The following is a 19,811-nucleotide window of genomic DNA, read 5'->3' as shown; positions in this document are numbered from 1 at the left end:
TTGTTAGGAATTAATCACATTAGCACTTCACAAAGTAAAGCCACCGCTGCGCAATTAAACGCCGCAGCGCCGCGACAAACCAGCAGTTCAATCATAAAATGGCTGTTTGGTCATTTAAGGCCTTATAAAAAGCAGGTCGCTATAGCGCTAACCGCCTTAATACTGAGCTCACTGGCCTGGCTGTTGCTCGGTCAAGGTATAAAATATGTGGTTGATCAGGGCTTTATTGCCAGCAACAAAGACGCCCTTGAGCAAGCGCTCTTCATCGTGATAGGCGTTGTTGTATTTGGCAGCATTGCCACTTATTTTCGATTTTATTGGATGGTATGGCTAGGCGAGCGTGTATGCGCCGACATCAGAAAGTCACTTTTTTCACACTTAGTCACCCTTACCCCAAGCTTTTTTGAAAACACCCGCACGGGGGAGATTATTTCACGCTTTACCAGCGACACCACCTTGCTTCAATCAGTTGTAGGCACGGGTGTTTCCATGGCACTGCGCTCAATTGTCATGTTCGTGGGCGCGCTGGTGCTAATGTCTATTACCAGTTTCACCTTAACTATTTTAGTCTTTATTGCGGTGCCACTCATGCTTATTCCTATTCGCGTATTGGGCAATAAAGTGCGAATACACAGCAAACTCAGCCAAGACAAGGTGGCCCAAGTAGGCGGCATGATAGACGAAAGCCTGCATGAAATTCATACCTTACAGGCTTATAATCACGAACACGCCAGCAGCACTTTATTTGCCGGTAAAGTAGAAGGCGTAATGCATCAGGCCCGCAAGCGCATCCATTTTAGAGCACTGCTAATTGCCATTGTCATGGTAATTAGCATGACCGCTATTTTCATCGTCGCCTACATGGGCGCACTGATGGTTATTGATGAAAAGATTAGCGCCGGTGAGCTAACCGCCTTTGTATTTTACGCGGTGCTCGCAGGTGGTGCTATTGCCACAATCAGTGAGGTTATTGGCGAACTGCAAAAGGCCGCCGGGGCCTCAGAGCGTATTATTGAGCTTATGCAGGAAATGCCTGCTATTACAGAAGTTTCAAGGGCTGTGCTAAGCGAAATAAACCCTCAAGACAGGAGCGAAGTAGCGCTTTCAATCAGTAACATAGACTTTACTTATCCGGGGGCTAGCATCGAACTGCTTACCCCAAAAGAAGAGAAACAATCACGGTTTTCGAAAATGCGTGGCAAGAAAAATACGCCATCACAGAGTCATCAAACGCCAAGCTCATCAGCAAGCCAAAATTCACAAGTTCAATCAACGAACACGCTATCATCTTCGAAAACTGCGGCACTTGCTAAGTCGAATAACAAGGGTGAATTTGAAGAAGGAACTAACGCAAACGCTCAAAAACCAAACAGCAAAGTTATTAATAATGTAAGCTTTGACGTTGCCAGCGGCAAACGCGTTGCCATTGTTGGTCACAGCGGCGCTGGTAAATCGACCTTGTTTGAACTGCTGCTTAGATTCTACGACGTCGACAATGGTGAAATTCAGCTATTCGGCCAGCCAATTAAACAGCTTCCCCTTCACGAAGTGCGTAAACACTTTGCTTTGGTGCCGCAAGACGCGGTCATATTTGCCGGCAGCGTAAGTGAAAATATCGGCTTTTCAAATCCAAACGCCAGTGAAGACGATATTAAAGAAGCTGCCAAAATGGCCTTTGCTGACGAATTTATAGAGCAGCTCCCACAAGGCTACCACAGTGAACTGGGGGAACGCGGCGTAAAACTCAGCGGTGGACAAAAGCAGCGCATAGCCATTGCACGCGCCATCGTCGCAAACCGCCCAATTCTATTGCTCGATGAGGCCACAAGCGCACTCGATGCCAGCAGCGAACAGTTTGTGAAAAAAGCGCTTGAGCAGCTTATGCAGCAAAAAACCACGATCATTATCGCTCACAGACTATCTACGGTAGTCAATGCCGACGAAATTCTAGTATTAGACAAAGGCAATATTATCGCCCGCGGGAAGCATCATGAGCTTTATGAGGCAAGCGAAGTGTATAAAGAGTTCGTTGATTTGCAGCTTGTGGAGTAAATTCAAATGCCTCAGGGTTTACAATGTAGTCTCACACCTTATAAAAATCCTTATACCAAGCAACAAAGGCCTCAATGCCTTCATCAAGCCCAGTGCTGGGCCGATAACCTACGGCATCCACCAAAGACTCAACATCTGCGTAAGTATCTGGTACATCTCCTGGCTGCATAGGCAATAAATTCTTGACCGCGGTTTTCCCCAGCGCTTTTTCAATCGTCTCGATAAACGTTAATAAATGAACCGGTGTTTGCGCGCCAATATTGTACACTCTATAGGGCGCTTTGCTGTTGCTGGCGCTGGGTGCTTTGGCGTTCCACTGCTCATTTGGCGCGGCTATGTGCATAGTGGTTTGAATAACGCCCTGCACAATGTCGTTTATATAGGTGAAATCGCGTCTGTGCTCACCGTAGTTGTAAACGTCAATAGGCTGACCTTCGCTAATGGCTTTGGTGAATTTGAACGGGGCCATATCGGGGCGACCCCAAGGTCCGTAAACGGTGAAAAAGCGCAGGCCAGTTGTGGGTAAATTATATAAGTGGCTATAGGTATGCGCCATTAGCTCATTGGCTTTTTTGCTTGCCGCGTATAATGACACAGGATGGTCTACCGCATCTTCAACCGAGAACGGCATAGACTCATTCGCGCCATACACAGAGCTACTAGAGGCGTAGCATAAATGCTCAACCTTGTTGTGCCTGCAGCCTTCCAATATGTTTACAAAACCGACTAGGTTAGAATCTACATAGGCGTGAGGATTGGTAATTGAAAAGCGCACGCCCGCCTGCGCGGCTAAGTGAATGACATGCGTAAACAGATGCTGGGCAAACAAAGCTTCTATGGCGCTTCTATCCGCCACGTCCATTTTAATGAAGGTGAACTTAGCTGCTTTTGCATGGCTGTTAACCCAGTCGAGGCGGGCATTCTTAAGACTAGTGTCGTAATAATCGTTTATGTTGTCTATGCCAAGCACTTCAATATCCATATCTAAGAGGTGACGTGCGGTGTGGGCGCCAATAAAACCAGCGGCGCCGGTAACTAGAATCTTCATATATGCGTCTTATGTTTGTAAGTTGCGGTGAGTAATAGAACACGAAAATAACATTCAGCAAAAAAGTGCCAACAGGTATTCCCAGTGCTGACTAAATCATAAAGTAATGTTATTTTTCTTCGCCAGCGCCTTTGCAGCGGTGCTTAAGTCAAGCATAACAAATACAAACAAACGTTAGCAGATACAACACAAACCGTGTTTTTAGATAAGCATGACTTTTGCATAAATTCCTTATATACCGTGGGTAATGTAGATAACTATAGTAGCGTGTTTTAATCACTTTTGCAGGCTTACCCACCACTATTGACAAGCTAGGCACATCTTTGATAACAATCGAGCCCATAGCAACTATACCGTCATAGCCAATATTAGCGATAATTTGACAATTAATCGCAGTACGATGGCTTAGCTTTATCCTCATCTTTAAGTATTTCTCTGGATTCTCTGACAATTTTCAAAGAGGACTTTACGATCACCAAGGCAATAACGGTGCCTATCACTAAATCGGGAATAGAGGAGTTGAACCGCAGCACCAAAGCAGCCGATATGATAACGCCCACATTGGCTATCATGTCGTTACGCGAGCAAATCCAGCTGGCGCGCATGTTGATATCACCGCTTCGATAACGATACAGCAAGATAAAGCAGAACAGGTTAACTAGAAGAGCGAGTAGCGATATCCAAAACATAATTCCCGTTTGCGGCTCACTGCCTACCACAAGGCGCACAGCCACACCAATGAGGATCAAAGCGGCGAGTAACAATTGTAAGCAGCCATTAAACAATGCCGCTTTAGCTTTATACTGAATCGCTTTACCCACAGCATATAAGCTCACCATATAAACCATAGCGTCGGCTAACATATCTAATGAGTCTGCCATTAAACCGCTAGATTGACCTATCCACCCAGCGATGAACTCCACAAAGAACATAGCGCCATTCAGCGCAAGCACAGTCCACAGTAAAGTCCGCTGTTCTTTATCTTGGGCATTAACGCCGCAGCACTCACTCAATTGCTTCTCGTTACTTTGCTATAGATTGCGTGTAGAATAAAGCTTCCAGTTACAGGAAGGTCAAGCAGAAATGAAAATAAAACAATTGGCAAGTTTTACAGGGGTAAGCGCTAAAACCATTCGCTACTACGAAGATATTGGTTTACTGCCAAAGGCGAAACGTGGTGGTAATGGGTACAGGTATTATCATGAACAAGATGTAACATCGTTAAAATTCATTCGCCGTTGCAAAGAGTTACGTATTCCACTGGCTGACATAAAGCGACTGGTTGTTGTGCAGGGCAGTGGCAACGCGCCGTGCAGGCAAGTTGATACAATAATTTTTCAGCAACTTGAGAAAATACGCGTTGCCCAATATGAATTGGAGCAGCTAGAGCGAAACTTGAAAACACTGGCGAATTGTTGTGATCATGAGCAAATTAAAGATTGTGAAATACTGAAGCATTTAAGGGCGAACTAACAGCTACCTAAATAATGAGCATATGCTTTAGTGCGGCGGCGAAGCAGATCAGACCGTGGCAAAATACATAGAGTAATAGTTAAGTTATCGCGCTCACTATTCGTCTTGCTAATGACTCAGCACAACCAAAATAGGTCCAATCATGGATGATCAATGAAGTATTATACTTAGCGCATATTTGTGGCAGCATCACATCATGCATACCCGATAAAAGCGTTATGTAGTTAAGTGGTGTACCCTCTTCTTGGCTGCGCGCTCGGCTTTGCATTCTATCAAAACACACTTTCGGATCCGTGCGTAAATAAACCACAGCGGACACCAAAGGGTAATCAGTTAACCTGTCTTCAATATCATAATAGTAATCCAAATCTTTACCATCTGGTCGACAAGCCTCCATCAAATTAGCCTGACAAAATATCAAATCACTAAACAATGAACGCTCAATTATATAGTTATAATGTGTGTCTAGATCCTCACAGACCTCAGCGCGTCTTTGTGTTATGTAGCGCTGAAAGTTAATTCGCTTCTTTGGGTCTTGCGTGAAATCCAATAGCAACTTTTGGAACATTGGATCACTCTCAACCTCTTCATATAATACCTTCCACTGTTTGCCATTAGTTTGCAAATTATTCAATGAAGTCTGTAGTTTTACTAATAATGATGACTTACCAGCGCCAATGTTTCCTTCAACCGCGGCGATATGAAAATCTTGTGTGATCATGAGTATATAAGCCTTTTTTTCTTTGCCTGTATGAACGGACGTAGTCTCAATTATGGTGTCATTAGTCAACAATAAAATTGTTATGGGTAGTTTATTCCTACGAAAATCACACCGTTGGAGTGTTCATAAAAAGAAAAAATAACAGAACCCATCTTTGTCTGGTTTTGATAGTTATTAATTTATTGATTTTGTTTTTAACCGTAGTGCATTTGCAATGACAGAAACTGAGCTAAAGCTCATAGCAAGCGCTGCAATCATAGGCGATAATAGTATTCCGAAAAACGGGTATAATAATCCGGCTGCTATAGGAATACCCAGAGTATTGTAAATTAAAGCAAAAAACAGGTTCTGTTTAATGTTATACATCACGGCGTGACTTAAATTCTTAGCTTTTACAATACCCTGCAAATCTCCTTTAACCAGTGTAATCATTGCGCTCTCAATGGCAACATCAGTCCCCGTTCCCATGGCAATACCAACATCACTTTTTGCGAGTGCTGGCGCGTCGTTTATACCATCGCCAGCCATTGCCACAACCTTGCCTTGTTGCTGTAATTTTGTGACTTCTTTAAGTTTGTCTTCTGGCAACATTTCCGCTTTAAAATCAGCAAGATTGAGTTCATTGGCCACTGCCTGGGCGGTGTCGTGGTTATCGCCGGTGAGCATTATCACCGCAATGCCTTTATCTTGTAGAGCCTTAATAGCCTTAGCACTGTTTGCTTTAACTTTATCACCAATAACGACATACCCCGCTACTTCACCACTTATGGCTAAATAAGAAACGGTTTTGCCTTGTTTTTGAAAAGACTGTGCCTCGGCTTGCATGTCTGCAGAAATAGTCGCGTTTGCATACTCCATCATTTTGGCGTTTCCTAAAGCGAGTTTTTTGCCATCAACGCTTCCTTCCACTCCTTTTCCGGTTACGGCACTAAAATTTTCAGTTTTTGAAATGTCGACTTTTTGTTGCTTGCCATATTTTACGGTGGCCACAGCCAGTGGATGCTCACTGGCACTATTTAGCGATGCAATAAAATGCAGTACGTCGCTTTGGCTGAAATTTGAAGCAAATACACCTATTTTTTCAACGCTTGGTTTTCCTTGGGTAAGCGTACCTGTTTTATCGACAATAAGCATGTCTACTTTGTCTAATTTTTCAAGCGCTTCGGCATTTTTAATCAACACGCCATTTTGAGCGCCTTTACCCACACCAACCATTACCGACATAGGCGTTGCTAAGCCCAATGCGCAAGGACAGGCAATAATCAATACAGCGATAGCATTGACCAAGGCAAATACATACGCGGGCTCTGGTCCCCAAATGGCCCAAACGGCAAACGTGATGACAGAAATTATCACCACCACTGGCACGAAATATCCTGACACGGTGTCTGCTAATTTTTGAATAGGCGCGCGACTGCGACTGGCATCGTTTACCATATGTATGATTTGAGAAAGTAAGGTCTCGCTGCCCACTTTTTCGGCTTTCATTAAAAAAGATTGATTGCCATTTATAGTGCCACTGCTTACTTTATCGTCTTGTGTTTTATCGACGGGAATAGGCTCGCCTGAAATCATAGATTCATCAACGGTGGTGTTACCTTCGGTAATGACGCCGTCTACAGGAATTTTTTCACCTGGTTTAACGCGTAAAATATCGCCCTTTTGAATTTTATCGATGGCAACTTCTTCTTCAGTGCCATTGACAACACGCACGGCTTTGTTGGGTGCAATTTTCAGCAATTCTTTTACGGCTGAATTCGTTTTGCTGTGTGCTCTTGCTTCTAAAACCTGCCCCATTAATACTAAGGTAAGAATTACCGTGGCCGCTTCAAAATAGACGTGTACGGCGCCAAAGTCGGTTTTGAATTGGGCTGGGAAGAAATCTGGGAACAATATTCCGAAAACACTGAATAACCACGCCACGCTGGCGCCAATGCCAATGAGTGTGAACATGTTGAGGTTCCACGTTTTTATACTTTTATAGGCACGCTCAAAGAACATCCAAGTGGCATAAAACACAACGGGAATTGACAGTACAAACTGAACCCAATTCCACCACTTTTGTTCCATCACATCATAAAGTGGATTATTAGGGATCATCTCGCTCATCGCAATCAAGAAAATCGGTAAAGTAAACCCTAATGCTATCCAAAATTTATTTAAGAGCTTTTTATAGGTCTTCTCTTCACAAGAAGCATCTGCTTGTAAAGGCACCAAATCCATTCCGCATACCGGACAGTCGCCCTGTTTGTCATAGGTTTTATCGCCCTCACAGTGCATAGGGCAATAAAATGTGCCCGTTTCTTTTCCTTTGGGTTTTTCCTTTTTGGCTTCTGACGTTTTAGGCTCTTCTCCAAGTTTATGAATACTATACTTGCCGCCGTCCTGCTCCATCGCTTTTTGAAAGGTTTCAATGGGAATGTGAGACTTCATCTCAATAGTTGCCTGTGCTTTTTCTAAATCGACTGACGCATTGGCAACACCTCTCACTTTAGAAAGTGTTTGCGCTACGTGATCACGACAACCCTTGCAGGTCATTTTGTGTATGTGGTAGGTGTGTTTCATTTTAGTTCCTTTTTCAACAGACATATGGGGTACTTATTAGAGGCAGCAGCGATAAGTTTTATCGTAAACGGCAATGCGATTGCGTCCCTCATATTTTGCACAAATTAAGCGCGTAACCTTGCCTGACGCCGCAAATTTTGTGAGAATACCTACCCTTTATAAATGCCAGCAAACCAACATGACAGATAACAGTGAAACGCCGCCAAGCCCTTGGTTTTTATATGTGCTAGAAACCAAGCACAAACATTTATATACCGGCATTAGCCTTAACTGGCAGCGCAGGCTAGAAGAACATAGTAGCAACAGCCTCAAATGCGCTAAGGCACTCAAAGGTAAAGGGCCGCTTACGCTTAAATACTGCATTGAATTACCCGATAGACGCACCGCCATGCAGGCTGAATTATGGTTAAAAAAACAGTCCAAGGCGAGTAAAGTCGCCATTATCACTCAGCGCACTGCACTACCGTTTACGCATTCGTTAATTACCTGTTAATACAAGCTATCCGAAGCGCGCACTACGCGCACTAATAAATCCCCTGAAAAAACACATTACTAAACAATATGGCAATGCCCACTGACAGCACCGCTTCAATGCTCGCCACCCCAATATTATGCTGCAATACCACTTCGTCGCGCCGGTTAATCCCAGCCAAGACTATACGCTTAGTAATACTGGTGAGTAACATTAATAACACCGCAAAGGCTAAGCCCACTATTAACCAGCCTGTTATGTTGCTCACGTAGCCGGTAGGCGAATACACCAGCACTTTACTTGCAGTGGAAACGGCAATAGCAATGCCTATCAAATTACCGCCATGCTGTATGGCTAGCGCAATTTGACCGTCGCATAGTGTTTTCTGGAATGAGTTGTCTTGGTTGTTTTCTCTAAAGTTATACTCGTACACTCGCGTGGCAAATAATAAAACCAACAGCACTACAATGACAGCCGAAAACAGGGCAATAAAGGCGTTTATGTCAATCCCAACCGACCATTCAATAATACTTTTGGTGATAATTGCGCTGGCAATAGCAGCGCTGGCATCTACTAGGGCTACCGACACGTTTTTATCGGTGATCATCTGGCCTCTATCAAGCCGATGCAGCACTATTTTGTCATGTGCGTAGCGTCCTAGTCTAACTAGCACAATACCCGAGCCCCCAAACAGCAGCATACTGATAGCGGCAGCTTCATAGCCCATACCCACCTGGCGACCTACCACCGCCGACAGCACAATAGTGAGCGACAGCAAGCGGCCTGCTAAACTTATGCCAAAGGCAAAATTATCTCTTTCACCTAGTTCTCGCTTCACATTTACTTTAGTAAACAAGCCTGAAAGGGTGCGAATAACAAACAGCATCGCCACAGCAATGGCGATGTCTATAACAAGATAAATAGCCAAGTCGTTTTCAATCGCCACCAGTTTAATCAGCTGATCCATACTTACTACCCTATTATTATATTTATTCTCGATATTGCCTGAGGTTTTAGCTTACACTACTCACGGCGTATTAACGCATTGTAATGAGAAAGAAGCGATGGAAAAACAATTACAACAAGCCAGCACTGATTTTGGACTACTAGAGCAAAATTTTATTGAGCAAGCTTTGCCAATCGAATTACTGCTACGCTATGAAGACAAAATAGTGACCGCGTTTGCCTACAGTGACTTCATTAAAAAAGTGGCATTGCAGTATCCACATGCTTTTTCGCAAATTTTAAGCAACATAAATAGCGCGTTTGAGAGTGTAAGTACACCAGGAAACTTGATCGATATTTCTTTCTATACCAGCGCGCATCGGCAGTTAAGTGAGCAACTATCTGCGCTTTCAGATACCGCGCCCACGCCGCAAGCTTTAGAGATTGAAGCTGGCACTTTGGTGCGCCGTTTCCGCCACATTCACATGTTAGAAATTGCATTTTTTGATATTCATAAATTGCAAAGCATTGAAACTTCCTTGCTAGCGGTGTCACGACTCGCCAATAGCATTATTAACGCCGCCCATAACTGTCTATATGCTGCTTTATGCAAGCGCTATGGCGCGCCTCAAAACAATCAGCCATTGTTAATCATAGCAATGGGCAAGCTAGGCGGTAACGAGCTTAACTTTTCATCTGACATTGACCTTATTTTCACCTACCCAGAACAAGGCGAAACGCAAGGCCACACAGTCAGTAAGAAGTCGATAGAACACCAAGTGTTTTTTACCCGTTTGGCACAAAAACTGATTACCATGCTAGACCAAATAACCCAAGACGCCTTCGCCTACCGAGTAGACATGCGCCTAAGGCCAATGGGAGACAGCGGTCCACTGGTGCTGCCGTTTAGCGCACTTGAAAGCTACTACCAAGAGCAAGGCCGCCAGTGGGAGCGCTTTGCCATGCAAAAAATGCGCATTGTAAATGACACTCCTTACAACCAGAGCCTGCATGATATTATAAGACCCTTTGTTTACCGAAAATATATCGACTTCACCACCATTGAATCTATTCGCGAAATGAAAGGTTTGATAGAAAAAGAAGTGCGGCGCCGGCAAATTAACCACAATATTAAGCTCGGCGAAGGCGGCATTAGAGAGGTAGAGTTCTTTATACAAAGCCTGCAGCTAATTCATGCCGGCAGGCATCTCAATTGCCAATTAAGCTCTATATTAGCGTCGATGCAGGCGGTGCAAAGCTCGGCGCTCACCGGTGATGTAGATATGCGCCAGCTTAAGGATGACTACTTATACTTACGCCAGGTTGAACATTATTTACAAATATTCAATGACGAGCAAACGCAAACACTGCCCCATTTTAGCAGTAAAAGCGACGAAGCCAGCGTGCGCGACAATCAAGCGCGTTTACGCACACTATTAGGCGATAGCGACTATGCGCAGTCAAGGGCCAATATAAGTGGCTGTATGGCGCGCATCCATCTGGTTTTTAACAGTATTGTGAATGACGCAAATAAACTCCAAGCCCCTAGTATTCGTGCAGCCGCTGATAAACGCAACAACGCCAGTGACGCCGGTGACGAAAGTGATACCAGTAACGCGGTAAATACACACGCTCATTCATTAATAGCAGATGCGCTTGACGATATTTGGCAGCTCTCACTGCAAAAAGAAGAAGCTATTGAAGCGCTTGAAGAGCAATTAAATGAAGAAGCCGCTGTAATCTTTATTGACCATATCTTAAAATTCAAGAAAAAAACCGAACGCGCTGGGGTAAGCCCACGCGCCCTTAATTCGATCAATAAACTAATGCCGCTATTGCTGTGTGAAATGGTCCTTGTTGAAGGTGAATTTGACGACGACGTATTTACCGACCAAGCCCAAGGTGTGTTTTACATTTTACAAACGATCAGCGGGCGTGTTACGTACATCGATTTGCTACTTGAGTACCCTCAGGTGCGTCACCGTTTGCTGCACCTGTGTAAAAAAAGCCTTTGGGTAGCCCAGCAAATTGCCCAATATCCTATATTGCTTGACGAGTTGCTACACCCGCTTTATCTAGACAAAAACGCGCTTTCTTTAGCCCAATACAAAGACCAGTGCGCAGATCAACTTCGTCAATTTATGCTTAGGGTTGATGTAAAAGACGAAGAACAAATCATGGACCGGCTGCGCGAATTTAAACACACCAACCAGCTTCGTATCGCCGCGGCTGACATATCGGGCACCTTAGCGATTAATCAAGTTAGCGACAAGCTAACGCTGCTGGCCGAAGTCATTATGCAGCAGGTGATTGATTTGGCCTGGCAGCAAATTGTGAGCCTATTTGGGCACGCTATTTTGCCATCGGGCGAAACGAAACAGCTAGCCCTAATCGCCTACGGCAAGTTTGGTGGCATTGAGCTAAGCTATGACTCAGATCTTGATATTGTATTTACGCACAACGCCGACCTGTCGCTTAGTACAGACAATACCGGCACGCGTAAACAAATATCAAACCAAGAGTTTTATATCAAGCTCGTGCAGCGAATTTGCCATATATGCACCACCAAAACCTACAACGGTATTTTATACGACATAGACTTACGCTTGCGCCCTTCTGGCAATTCTGGCCTGCTGGTGAGTCATATCGACACCTTTGAACGCTATCAAGAAACAGACGCCTGGACCTGGGAGCATCAAGCTTTAGTTAGAAGCCGCGTAGTGGTTGGAAACGCGAGCCTGGCCTTAAAATTTGACCAAATTCGCCATGCAATACTGTGCAAACAGCGAGACAACCGCGAACTTAAACAACAGGTGCTAGAGATGCGTGAAAAAATGCGCAGCCACTTAGAGTCTAAAATACCTGATCTCATCGATATAAAGCAAACTAGGGGCGGCATAGTAGACGTTGAGTTTATGGTGCAATTCTGGATTTTAGCCAACGCCCATAAGCAGCCTCAAATAACAAAATGGTCAGATAACTTGCGCCTGCTTGAATCTTTGCAATCCATTGATACAATTGATGATACCCAGATGAAAAACCTAACAAACGCCTATTTAACCTTGCGCCATGCCACGCACAGAGTACAGTTGGCCAATAGAAAGCTGGTTCGCGGCGGGGATAAATTAAGTAAGAAGCTGGTACAAAGCCTTAAAGACGTACAGCACGTTTTCGATACCTTGTTTGGGTAAACTATCTTAATTTTTAGCACTGTTGCGCGACTAACTTTATAGTAATTTTCTTGCCAATTGCTCTAACGGCGCTGTTAATAAGACTGAAAGGATCCATTACTTTTTTAGCAATTATTGCGTAAATAATCCGACTAGCGCACGGTAATGACTTAAGCGCTGCCGCTACTTTACTAGCAATTACGGTAAGCTTAAGGCGTAATGATTATTTATAAAGTGATTCAGGCGCATCGCTTGGACGCGTTTTAAAACGTTTATGCATCCATAGGTAACTCTCAGGCTGCTGCTCAATGGCTTTTAAAATATCAGCATTGAGCAATGTTAACGCTTCTTCTTTACTAAGTTGTTTATCGGCAAGGTATTCAAGAGCTGAAACAAACTTAATCACATAGCCTGTATTTGTGTATTGCGAGGTAATAAGAAACGGCACTGCGTCGGTTCTACTAGCAAACATGAGGGTAGCGCCGGTAGTAGCAGTTTTACTGACCCCGCCAAAAGGCACAAACAAAGACTGCTTAGCACCATAGTCTTGATCGGGCAAATATAAGCACAGCTCGCCCGCGTTCATCGCCTGAATAAGCGCTTTAGCGTTGCGTTTATCTATAAAATATTTATTTGAGCGGGTGCGTCCTTTATATTGTAAATAATCAATTAGTGGATTGTTATGCTTGCGATAAAAGGCAATTGATTTGTGTTTGTAACCTAGGCCTCTACACGCCATTTCTAGATTTACGTTATGTAGGGCCAGTCCAAACACTCCCTTACCGCTGTCTAATACTTCTTGAACTGCCTCGTAGCCCTCTACTGTACAGTGCTTTTGCACGCGCCAGCTTGGCCACCACCAGCCCATTGCAGTTTCAAACAATGCCATGCCGGTTCTATTAATATTGGCGTTTATTACCGCTTCTACATGCGCACTTGACCAGTCTTTAAAACAAAGTTCAAGATTGCGCCTTGCCACTTTCACGCGTTTTGGCGCAACTCGCTTAATTACCTTCCCAAAGCCCAAACCTAACATTTTAATAAGACCAAAGGGTAGCCACGTCAGGCTATATAAAATGAGCACGCCAAACCAAATTAGCCAATAATTGGGCAACAAAAAGCGCCAAGAGAACTTAGGTGCAATCACTTTTTTTATGCTGGGAGACGCCGATAATGATGGAGTAAGCCGCGCTTCAGGCGATGTAGACAATATGCTTCCTTTATACGAATGTTCGTTTACGCGAACATGATAAACTATTCCTGTAGTTTACAATAATGCCTATTTGCCTACCACCTATAACTATTTACCTATAATGAGAAACGCCTCTTATTTAAGCTTAGTACTTCGCCACTATATTTTTCAGCTTCTTTTCGAACGCGTCGAAGTGACGGCTCGAGGCATAATCGAAATGATATTGATTATGAAAGCCGAAACTAAGCTTCACCAGAGCGTCTTCGATGAATAAGGTGTAGCCGTCAAAATCTGTGAATGCTATTACGCCTTCAAGCGAGTACTTTTCGTCCTCTTTTTTTCCGTTTAGTCTAATTTTTTCAAATACTGTTAGTAAAAACTTACTGTCTAGCTCATTTTTCATAATTTCCCCACTTGCATAAATATAAAAGCGTTTAGTAAGGCGATGACATATTGCCCAACCATGCTTATTCACGCTTAACCTTTGCTTAAGTCAGACTCGTTACTTGTATCAACGGCACTTGCCATAAAGAGATCACTTAAGCCAATATGCAAAATATAACATAATTAAGCCCTAAACTTAAATCGCCATCATAAGGGTTAGTCTTGCAAACAATAAAATACGCTGGGCTTGTTAAAAGTTGAAGCGCAGTCTAACTAAAACGGTTTGGTTGTCATCAAACTCGCATATTACGCTAGCCTCTTGAGCGCTTATTCGTGTGCCCTGTAAGCTTTTTTATACTGTTAAATGTTGGTGTCCTGCGCAGGCCTTGAAGATTGTTTTGACCTTGAAGCAAAATTATGTTCAACTATAATTCTAACTGGTCAGATGAGTGGATGAATAAATTATGAGTATTAGAACCAATCTTAAAAAAGTATTGCCCCCAATTTCAATTACTGAGCAAGAAGCTCTAGATGCGGGCGACGTTTGGATAGAATCTTCAATTTACCAAGGCAAGCCCGACATGGCCGCTCTTCGTGCGCTTCCACAAGCAAAATTAAGCGCACAAGAGCAAGCATTTATTGACGGACCGGTCAAAACCTTACTAGAAATGATTGACGATTTTGAATTGCAAAATGGTGAACACATTCCTGAAGATATTCTTAGCTTCTTAGGCAAGCAGAAATTCTTCTCAATGATTATTCCAAAGAAATTTGGTGGTTTAGAGTTCAGCCCGTATGCAAACTCTACTATTGTCACCATGATTGCAACGAAAAGTGGCGCAATCGCCGTTACTGTCATGGTACCTAATTCTTTAGGCCCGGGCGAATTATTAATGCATTACGGCACCGAAGCACAGCAAAACCATTGGTTGCCAAGTCTAGCAATTGGCGACGACATTCCGTGTTTCGCCCTTACTGGCCCAGAAGCAGGCTCTGACGCAGGCTCTATTCCAGACGCAGGCATAGTCACTAAAGGCATGCATAAAGGGGAAGAAGTACTTGGCTTAAACGTAACATGGGACAAGCGCTACATAACTCTTGCTCCTATTGCGACCGTCTTAGGCTTAGCCTTTAAAGTATTCGACCCTGAGCATTTGCTAGGTGACAAACTTGAACTGGGCATTACGTGCGCATTATTACCAAAGTCTCACCCTGGCGTTGAACTTGGCAACAGACACGATCCTATGGGCGTGCGTTTCTACAACGGCACCACCCGCGGTAAGGATGTATTCATTCCCATGGACTTTATTATTGGTGGCCAAAAGAACATTGGTAAAGGCTGGCAAATGCTGGTGAGCTGTTTAGGCGCCGGCCGTGGTATATCACTGCCTGCAATGGGCGTGGCAACGGCTCAGTCAGCGTTTAAGTCTACCTCTGAGTATTCCTTTATACGTGAACAGTTTGGCGTGCCAGTTGGTCGCTTTGAAGGGATTCAAGAAAAACTAGCCGATATTGCAGGCAAAACATTTTTGTTAGAATCGATGCGCGTGCTGACCACAGAAGGATTAGGCGAAGGCCTAACACCAGCTGTAGTGACCGCCATTGCAAAATATCACATGACCGAACTTGGCCGCGATGTATTAAACCAAGCTATGGACGTGCAGGCAGGTAAAGCCATTCAACGTGGACCACAAAATACTTTGGCCAACGGCTACTCAGCACTGCCTATTGCCATAACGGTTGAAGGCGCCAACATACTCACGCGTAACCTAATGATATTTGGCCAGGGCGCGATGCGCTGTCACCCGCACTTAAAAGAAATGGTTGACTTAATCCATTCTAGCGACAGCAACGCCGATGCAGAATTCAACAAGGTATTGGGCAAAACGGTTAAATTCAGCGCTAAAAATGCATTTAGAAGCTTAGGCAACAGCTACATGCCTTTCATTCGCAAGTCTGAATCTGTTTATCCTGAAGTGGTGAAATACGAAAAACGCTTAAACGCACTTTCTGCTAAACTTGCGCCATTAGCGGACTTCTCTTTATTAGTGCTAGGCGGGGAACTTAAAAAGTCTGAGTTGTTGTCTGCTCGCTTAGGTGACGTCATCAGCTATGTATATGCCGGTATGGCAGCGATTCGTTTTTACGAGCAGCGCGTTGAAAATCGCCAAGAAGCACTGCCCTACTTCCAGTATGCAATGGAGTGGTCATTACAGCAGGGCGAAAAGGCCATTGTCAATTTTGTGAATAACTTCCCTAATGTAGCCACCAAAGTGTTAATGCGTGTACTTACTAACACCTATAGCTCCTCGGTACGCGGCATAAGCGACGACTTAGTGCGCGAGCTGTCTACAGTATCTATGAACGATAGCAGCATTAAAAAGCAGCTTACACATGCGGTGCATGTAGTGAAAGGTGATGGTAACTACATAAATGAACAGGCCTTTAAAGCCAAGCATGCGGCTATGCCACTGCTTAGCAGAGTGCAAAAAGCCTTAAGAAAAGCGCCTATTGTGCCTTTCTTATCGTTTGAAAATGCGGTAAACCAGTTGCTTGCGAAGGGCGAAGTAAGCGAAGCGGAAAGAATCATTTTACTAGAATACAATGAGAAACGTAAATTATCGGTAAGAGTAGATGAATTCACCTTCGACATGGATGTTATTCCAGCTGAGATTAGAGATGACTTTACGCTAGATGGCGAGCAAAAAGAAGCTGACATAAAGGCTAATGCTGCCTAAGCATCACCTGTGTTGGCTTTTTAAACAGCAAGTTTATTGAAGATTAGAAAATGGGGCGCACTAAGCGCCCTATTTTTTTGCCTGGTTGTTTGGGTATGTCTTAATCGTCGTCCTTTGCGATGCGCCATATGCCGATGGCTAAAACAAATAGTAATAGACCAATCGGTATTAAGGCCGTTAAAAAATAGCCGGCGGCAACAAGCTTAAACGCGATGTAAATAACCAGCGTTATTGCTGTGAACAGCGCAAACGAAGCAATTAGATTAGTATACTTTTTCATAAGTACTAGATCTTTAAGAAGAATTGAGCGTAAATTCTTCTACGCAAGGTCTTAGCGTAAAGCTCATCACCGCATGCAATCATTGCCTAAACATCTGTAAATAAGGGCGCCCGTGCGCCCTTATCGTCTGCCTTACTCGCTTAGTTGGATTGGATCGCCAATTGCATCGGCGGCTATTTCTGCGGTACTAAACGGCAGTGCAATCCAATTTTTCTCTGAATAACGTCTGGTTTGATCTCGATTAAAAGGACTGGTTAAATCTGCAGATTGGGAAAATCCGAGTAAGGCTTCAGCTACCGGCCCGTTGGCGTCCCAGGTGACGGTTTGCATATAAGTGGGGCCTGCGGTGACCGGTGTATATTCACCTTGTGCGTTGGCTCTTGGCGTTGCCAGCACATTGAATATGCCTTCTTGCCCTCTGCCGCCGTGCATAGGAATACGCTCATTGTTATTACCCACATCTATGTCAAACTGCAAATTTCCAAGCTGTTCGTCTAGCGCCACATTGCGCGTAACAAAGTACACAATGGCGTCGCCTAAGGCGGTGCGAGTTCGGTTATTTACGATTAATCCACGCGGCGTGTTTACCGGGTCGGCTTCATTAAACGGCACACTAAAGGCGGTTTCAATATTTCCCTCAAAATCAACGCTGCGAGAAAACTCTCTAAACACATGCGCTCCCCTGCTGCCCACGTTATTTGCACGATCCCATCTGGCCAAAATATCGCAGGCCTGAGTGGCATCAACAGTGCCGCCATCGCTTAAGGGCATAAGCGAATTTGCACTACAGTCAGCAAGCACATCGTCTAACACCAGTTCAGCGGCGTAGTTGCGGTTGCTGAAGCCTATTTCTTGTAATTTACGCAAGCTGAATTTATTCCCGCCAAGCCCGTCTTCGCCACTTAAGCGTTCTTGTACTTGAATAACACCCATACGCGTACGCAAGAGTCGAGGAGACGCTGCAGCTACTGACACACCAGGCCTTGCGATTAAATTGCGGCGTAGTAAAGGGGAGAACTCCTGGTCTAAGGTGCTGTCTGGATTACTCATCCAATAGCTGTCGTTAGAGTTGCTTGAATAGCTTGTATTCAACAAAAACGGTAAATTACCGCCGCCAAAAATACCTGCTTGCGGTGAATCAGCATCGCTGCCCCATTCGCAGGCCGCTGTACTGCCGTCGAGCGCAGGTATTCCAACGGCCACTAAGGCTTGCAAAGCGGGATTAGCGCCCACGCAACTCGCAAATTTAGCGCTAGTCACGTGAGGCACCGTAGACAAGTCGGTGTAAAGCGCATTGCCGTCTTTGTCGACCGCTATGGTGTTTACAAACGGAAGTCCAAGGGTTGTTTTCATGCGGTCAAGTAGGTCTTGCGAGCTGGTGGCCTTATTCATTGAATGCCATTGGTTAATGGCCCGCGGGTTTTCAGAAGAAGCATCGCGTATCGCAAAGGCTAAATTAAAGGTTCCCCAAGCAGGAAGTGCGCCATTCACAAAGTTGGCCGCCAACATAGGTCCAAAGTGCGACAAATACACCGCCCCGGTGTGCGCTGCACCGCCGGGCAGGTCAATACTTACCTCTACTTTGGATATATCACGCTGCTCCGTTTCACCCGCTTCATTTAGGTACTGGTACTGCAGAGGGTTGTCGGGCATTAGCTGCAGCTGATACAGCGTAAAGCGCTTGGCGGTAGACACTGTATGACTCCACGCAACATCTTTGTTAAAGCCAATATTCACAAAGGGCTGGCCTTGTTGAGCGGCGCCCATAACGTCAATTTCACCGGGTATTGTTAAGTGAAATTCATAAAAACGCTGCACACCCAGCCAAGGTTCATGCGGGTTGCCATACAGCATACCACTGCCGTTTTCGGTCACGTCAGAGCCTAATGCATAGGCGTTACTGCCGCCTTCTAAGACATTAATTCGAGTCATATCAAAAGCAGGAACATCTCTTTTTGACGGGGCTGAATTACCACTTGGCGCTGGCGGTGCAGCTAACACAATAGGCGCAACAAAGTTTGATAATCCGCCGCGTAAATTGCCTTTATTATAGACCGCGGCTAAGTCCATCTCGTCAATTTCAGTCACCCATGTTTCGCCCGCGCAGGCTGGATCTATGTTGTCTACGCCGGTGTCGCGTAAATAGCGACTATAGCCAGCTGCATATCCTATAATAGCGTCGCGCACCTGCGGCTCTTGCATACCTAACAAGGCTTGACGCCGACTAGGCTCGTTATACCAGGTGTAAAAAACGTCTCGGTTGATATTGCCTACGCTGGCCTCGAGGTTTAAGGCACTGGTGCCATTTGCTACAACAATTTCTTGCGCAAAGGAACAAATGTTATCGCTTGCAAACGCATACCCTAAGCCATACCCTAAGCCTTTGTAGTCTTGCGCAGTAATATGCGGAATGCCAAATTGGGTGCGGGTAATTTCGGCCGCAAACACAGGCGCTGGCGGTGGTGGTACCACAATATTAATGGGTGGATCATTGTCGTCATTCAAACACCCAGTGAGTCCTAGGGTGCTTGTTAGCGTAGCGGCAATGAGCATAGGCAGCCGGTATTTACGAATTTTTTGAAATTGCATGAGTATTAGCCTTTTATATTAGTCAATGAGTACGCTACAGCTTGGCTTCGTAGGCTATACTAAAGACCATATTGTTAATAAATGCAACATTTTACCTATATATTTTTTACAATCTTTGAAAATCACAATGCCCTTTTCAATGCCTAAACTCTTTTCTAAGCAAGCTTTTTCGTTGTATAAGT

General features: G+C 44.5%; 14 protein-coding genes. 5 read left to right on the top strand and 9 right to left on the bottom strand.

The features are described 5' to 3' along the window. Window positions 1-2,052: an ABC transporter transmembrane domain-containing protein gene (locus GPUN_RS14600; protein ID WP_006004649.1), complete on the top strand. Its 2,052-nt coding sequence runs from the start codon at window positions 1-3 to the stop codon at window positions 2,050-2,052. Window positions 2,053-2,083: 31 nt separating this feature from the next. Here GPUN_RS14600 and GPUN_RS06390 read toward each other — a convergent pair whose 3' ends face one another. Together GPUN_RS06390 and GPUN_RS06385 are read right to left on the bottom strand one after the other, a co-directional pair. After that, window positions 2,084-3,100: an NAD-dependent epimerase gene (locus GPUN_RS06390; protein WP_006004647.1), complete on the bottom strand. Its 1,017-nt coding sequence runs from the start codon at window positions 3,098-3,100 to the stop codon at window positions 2,084-2,086. Window positions 3,101-3,486: 386 nt separating this feature from the next. Then, window positions 3,487-4,113 (bottom strand): cation diffusion facilitator family transporter, encoded by a 627-nt coding sequence (locus GPUN_RS06385; protein WP_006004644.1) that lies wholly within the window; start codon window positions 4,111-4,113, stop codon window positions 3,487-3,489. A gap of 70 nt (window positions 4,114-4,183) precedes the next feature. On the opposite strand from GPUN_RS06385, the gene GPUN_RS06380 reads away from it, so the two are divergent. Then, window positions 4,184-4,573, top strand: a complete 390-nt coding sequence (locus tag GPUN_RS06380) for a MerR family transcriptional regulator (protein ID WP_006004642.1) — start codon at window positions 4,184-4,186, stop codon at window positions 4,571-4,573. A gap of 79 nt (window positions 4,574-4,652) precedes the next feature. Here GPUN_RS06380 and GPUN_RS06375 read toward each other — a convergent pair whose 3' ends face one another. Then, on the bottom strand, window positions 4,653-5,294 hold the full coding sequence (locus GPUN_RS06375) for a deoxynucleoside kinase (protein ID WP_006004639.1): 642 nt from the start codon (window positions 5,292-5,294) through the stop codon (window positions 4,653-4,655). A 174-nt stretch (window positions 5,295-5,468) separates the two neighbouring features. Next, the gene (locus GPUN_RS06370; RefSeq protein WP_006004637.1) at window positions 5,469-7,859 is read right to left on the bottom strand and encodes a heavy metal translocating P-type ATPase; all 2,391 of its coding nucleotides are present in this window, start codon (window positions 7,857-7,859) and stop codon (window positions 5,469-5,471) included. A gap of 178 nt (window positions 7,860-8,037) precedes the next feature. Here GPUN_RS06370 and GPUN_RS06365 point away from each other — a divergent pair, with 178 nt between their 5' ends. Then, window positions 8,038-8,352, top strand: a complete 315-nt coding sequence (locus tag GPUN_RS06365) for a GIY-YIG nuclease family protein (protein ID WP_040520505.1) — start codon at window positions 8,038-8,040, stop codon at window positions 8,350-8,352. Window positions 8,353-8,383: 31 nt separating this feature from the next. Here GPUN_RS06365 and GPUN_RS06360 read toward each other — a convergent pair whose 3' ends face one another. After that, window positions 8,384-9,298 (bottom strand): DUF350 domain-containing protein, encoded by a 915-nt coding sequence (locus GPUN_RS06360; protein ID WP_006004632.1) that lies wholly within the window; start codon window positions 9,296-9,298, stop codon window positions 8,384-8,386. Window positions 9,299-9,395: 97 nt separating this feature from the next. Between GPUN_RS06360 and glnE the strand changes: the two genes are divergently transcribed. Then, a complete protein-coding gene (gene glnE, locus GPUN_RS06355; protein WP_006004630.1) occupies window positions 9,396-12,467 on the top strand; it encodes a bifunctional [glutamate--ammonia ligase]-adenylyl-L-tyrosine phosphorylase/[glutamate--ammonia-ligase] adenylyltransferase in 3,072 nt (1,023 codons plus the stop codon). Between the two features lie 202 nt (window positions 12,468-12,669). Here glnE and lpxL read toward each other — a convergent pair whose 3' ends face one another. Further along, window positions 12,670-13,656, bottom strand: coding sequence for an LpxL/LpxP family Kdo(2)-lipid IV(A) lauroyl/palmitoleoyl acyltransferase (gene lpxL, locus GPUN_RS06350; RefSeq protein WP_006004628.1), 987 nt, complete (start codon window positions 13,654-13,656; stop codon window positions 12,670-12,672). Between the two features lie 127 nt (window positions 13,657-13,783). Further along, the gene (locus tag GPUN_RS06345) at window positions 13,784-14,041 is read right to left on the bottom strand and encodes a DUF3081 family protein (RefSeq protein ID WP_040520499.1); all 258 of its coding nucleotides are present in this window, start codon (window positions 14,039-14,041) and stop codon (window positions 13,784-13,786) included. Window positions 14,042-14,486: 445 nt separating this feature from the next. Between GPUN_RS06345 and GPUN_RS06340 the strand changes: the two genes are divergently transcribed. After that, entirely contained in the window at window positions 14,487-16,760 is a 2,274-nt protein-coding gene (locus GPUN_RS06340) for an acyl-CoA dehydrogenase (protein WP_006004621.1), read from the top strand. A 100-nt stretch (window positions 16,761-16,860) separates the two neighbouring features. On the opposite strand, the gene GPUN_RS06335 is transcribed toward GPUN_RS06340, so the two are convergent. Together GPUN_RS06335 and GPUN_RS06330 are read right to left on the bottom strand one after the other, a co-directional pair. Then, window positions 16,861-17,040, bottom strand: a complete 180-nt coding sequence (locus tag GPUN_RS06335; RefSeq protein WP_006004619.1) for a hypothetical protein — start codon at window positions 17,038-17,040, stop codon at window positions 16,861-16,863. Window positions 17,041-17,172: 132 nt separating this feature from the next. Then, entirely contained in the window at window positions 17,173-19,629 is a 2,457-nt protein-coding gene (locus tag GPUN_RS06330; protein WP_006004617.1) for a penicillin acylase family protein, read from the bottom strand. Between the last annotated feature and the right edge of the window lie 182 nt (window positions 19,630-19,811).

Source organism: Glaciecola punicea ACAM 611, assembly GCF_000252165.1.
GTDB classification, from domain to species: Bacteria; Pseudomonadota; Gammaproteobacteria; order Enterobacterales; family Alteromonadaceae; genus Glaciecola; species Glaciecola punicea.
The sequence above is the reverse complement of the archived record's forward strand: the minus strand, read 5'-3'. Positions and strand labels throughout refer to the sequence as shown.

Coding starts and splice junctions, on each gene's coding strand:
- GPUN_RS06360 (WP_006004632.1), bottom strand. CDS start 9,298: ATGGATCAGCTGATTAAACTGGTGGCGATTGAAAACGACTTGGCTATT.
- GPUN_RS06340 (WP_006004621.1), top strand. CDS start 14,487: ATGAGTATTAGAACCAATCTTAAAAAAGTATTGCCCCCAATTTCAATT.
- GPUN_RS06390 (WP_006004647.1), bottom strand. CDS start 3,100: ATGAAGATTCTAGTTACCGGCGCCGCTGGTTTTATTGGCGCCCACACC.
- GPUN_RS06370 (WP_006004637.1), bottom strand. CDS start 7,859: ATGAAACACACCTACCACATACACAAAATGACCTGCAAGGGTTGTCGT.
- GPUN_RS06345 (WP_040520499.1), bottom strand. CDS start 14,041: ATGAAAAATGAGCTAGACAGTAAGTTTTTACTAACAGTATTTGAAAAA.
- GPUN_RS06375 (WP_006004639.1), bottom strand. CDS start 5,294: ATGATCACACAAGATTTTCATATCGCCGCGGTTGAAGGAAACATTGGC.
- GPUN_RS06380 (WP_006004642.1), top strand. CDS start 4,184: ATGAAAATAAAACAATTGGCAAGTTTTACAGGGGTAAGCGCTAAAACC.
- glnE (WP_006004630.1), top strand. CDS start 9,396: ATGGAAAAACAATTACAACAAGCCAGCACTGATTTTGGACTACTAGAG.
- GPUN_RS06365 (WP_040520505.1), top strand. CDS start 8,038: ATGACAGATAACAGTGAAACGCCGCCAAGCCCTTGGTTTTTATATGTG.
- GPUN_RS06330 (WP_006004617.1), bottom strand. CDS start 19,629: ATGCAATTTCAAAAAATTCGTAAATACCGGCTGCCTATGCTCATTGCC.
- GPUN_RS06335 (WP_006004619.1), bottom strand. CDS start 17,040: ATGAAAAAGTATACTAATCTAATTGCTTCGTTTGCGCTGTTCACAGCA.